The 2,509-nt window shown below is 59.1% G+C and carries 4 protein-coding genes; all 4 read right to left on the bottom strand.

What is annotated here, in order from left to right; genetic code table 11:
- Nucleotides 1-279: 279 nt before the first annotated feature.
- A complete protein-coding gene (locus H1Y01_RS15430; protein WP_180541406.1) occupies nt 280-540 on the bottom strand; it encodes a pyocin activator PrtN family protein in 261 nt (86 codons plus the stop codon).
- Nucleotides 540-1,328, bottom strand: a complete 789-nt coding sequence (locus H1Y01_RS15425; protein ID WP_180541405.1) for a hypothetical protein — start codon at nt 1,326-1,328, stop codon at nt 540-542. The genes H1Y01_RS15430 and H1Y01_RS15425 overlap by 1 nt, the downstream gene beginning before the upstream one ends.
- Nucleotides 1,321-1,581 (bottom strand): hypothetical protein, encoded by a 261-nt coding sequence (locus H1Y01_RS15420; protein WP_180541404.1) that lies wholly within the window; start codon nt 1,579-1,581, stop codon nt 1,321-1,323. The genes H1Y01_RS15425 and H1Y01_RS15420 overlap by 8 nt, the downstream gene beginning before the upstream one ends.
- Nucleotides 1,582-1,880: 299 nt before the next feature.
- The coding region (locus H1Y01_RS15415) for a hypothetical protein (RefSeq protein WP_180541403.1) at nt 1,881-2,509 on the bottom strand (629 nt) is incomplete at its 5' end.

The following is a 2,509-nucleotide window of genomic DNA, read 5'->3' as shown; positions in this document are numbered from 1 at the left end:
GCTAGAAAACGAGCAGAAACCGCTACCAACGGACTTAAACCGAACTCTCAGGATTCGTCCGTAAGTCGATGAAATAGCAGCAAAACCAATGAAATCAACACCTCGACGTTTATCCGTTGCACCGATGATGGACTGGACCGAGGCTCTCCGCTAGCGACCCGCCAGACGGTCGATTCAGGGATAAGCCTGTTGTCGCGTAGCACTCAAGTAGGACCGTTCAGGCGTAAAAAAGCCCCGCGCATGGCGGGGCTTATCGCTTGTGGGCGCCGGCGCCACGCGCTATCCGCATAGCTGCTCGCACTCCTTGACGGCCGCGGCGCGGCGCGCATCGATGTACTTCGCCAGATCCTCGACGTGGACGCCTTTGGCGCACTTCTGCGACGTCTCCATGCGCACCAGCGGAAGCGCGATCTCGCCGGCTGAAATCTTGCGCACCAGCGTCGGTACAGTGAGTGGCGCGAAGTAGTCGCGGCATACCACGTCGATCGGCAAGACCGCCTGGGCGTCGTATTGGGCCATCAGAAGGAACACGGTTTTCATCACGCCTCCCGCGCATCTTTGGGTTGATCCGGTAGCGGCGTCCAGTGGGTGTATTCGAAACTCTCCGTCACCCGCCAAGACCTTTCCCATTCTTTCCCCGGCAACCAGCAGCAAAAATAGGTTCCTGCGTCTCTTCCGACGTAGCTGCACCACGGTTCGCCATTACAGATGTCCCAAGGTCCATCGTCCTCGTCTTCGGCAAGAACCTCGATTTTCCCATTGCAGACATCGAACACAATGCCGTCTGCAATACATGCAATGATTATCATGGAGCCATCGTGCGGCGCCGTCTCAATCGGCTGCCACGTCCGCACCTTCTCCGAGGAATCGGTAAGGGTGGCGACCGCCGCGATGGCGTCTTGCGGCAGACCATTCGGCCACGTGTCGGCCTTACCTTCTGTCTTGGTGCACTCGACGCCGATTGTCGGAACGTCGGCCGGCCGCCAGATGCAGCGGCACGCGTGGCACAGGTGAGAGCGGTGCGGCGGGTTCGCCCATGTGACTTTCGGTGCGATCGCTCTGCCAGCGCCCGGTCCACTTGAAATGATGCGACCGGGTTCGCTCTCGGGCGCGTCGATATGCTGCGCGCCGCAATTCGGGCAATACAGCACCATCGAGATCGGCTCAGCACGCTCGCCGGTAAGGGTGGTGATCTGGGATTCGAGTTCGGCTATGCGAGCGGCCTGTTGTTCGATCAAGTCGGCCGCGTCATCATAGAGGGCATCGAATCGTGCTGATTCGGCGGAATCTTCGGCGCGCTCCCTCAGACGCTTGATGAAGTCAGTCATGATGTCCCACCGGATAGATCCAGTTCGGATCGGTTGCAAAAAGTCGGTTCTGCGCTTCGGCGTTGCCGGCGTCGATCTTCGCCTTGAGCACTGCCGCAGCGTCGCAGAGCCGGTTGTAAGCCTCGACGGTGCCGAGTTGCGTTTCGAGGTCGCGCACGGAACCACGCAGGCCCCATTCACACGGCCGGACGATGCGCTTGGGCGCCGGCCGACTCGTCGTCGCCTGAACGGGCAGTTGCTGAACGTTATCCACGGCTCCTCCGTTTATCGGTAAGGGTTGCTGCTGTTTCCAGTCGATCTAGCTCAGCCTTAAATTCGCTAACGAATTTGCATTCTTCCGATGTCCACGCGCCCGAGTCTTTTTGACTGATCGCAAGAAGACGGTCGCGCAGATCTCCCGTTTTGTGTTTCGGGCAAAAGTGAACCACCACGCGCAGATGGCCGCAGAACCAATCCCAACCACTACAGTCGATAGAAGTCTTCTCAGGACAGACAGTCGAACAGATCAAGCAATGCCCGCCATGTTCGTACATAGTGGATGTCCTGTATGGCCTAGCCACGGTCGCCTCCGTTTGCAGGTTGAGCGGCGGCCATAGCGGCTCGGATCGCTTCTTCGATGTTCGATTCCTTGTCAGTTTTGCGCATGTGCTGAAGGTTCTTCAGCCACGGCATAGCCGCATCTACCATTGCGGCAGTCACCTTCGGCGGCTTTGTCGCATCCGCAGGCTTCGCGGGGGCGCCCGGCGAATCTGATGGGGATGTGCCGCTCCATTCCGCGTCAGGTCCCGGCTTCTTGAAACTTCCGCTCCATCCGTGTTTCCGACCGCAATCACATTTCAGTTCATCGTCTCTCAACGTTTTGGGGTCGAGTGAGTACCGGTCGCAATAAGAACAACGGGCCATCGCACCTTCATCATGCTCATAAGTCGCTGGGATGCCGTTCAAGGGAGGAGGCACCTGAGCCCCCGAAACGTCGCTATCCGCCTTTACCGGTAAGGCTTCAGGGGCGGCGGGCTGAGCAGCGTAGAGTGGGATGGGCTTCGTTCGATAAATAGCTCCGGCATCGACGGCGGTTCGCTCTTCCACGAACACCTCTGAAATACCACCGGGCCATTTGAGCATCCATGCCACAGGCGCGGCATCCGCCTGTTTGCCAGCAGCGGCGAGAGCGCGGCGGTTCC

This window comes from Nevskia soli, assembly GCF_903970205.1.
In the GTDB taxonomy this organism is placed as follows: domain Bacteria; phylum Acidobacteriota; class Terriglobia; order Bryobacterales; family Bryobacteraceae; genus Bog-113.
The sequence above is the reverse complement of the archived record's forward strand: the minus strand, read 5'-3'. Positions and strand labels throughout refer to the sequence as shown.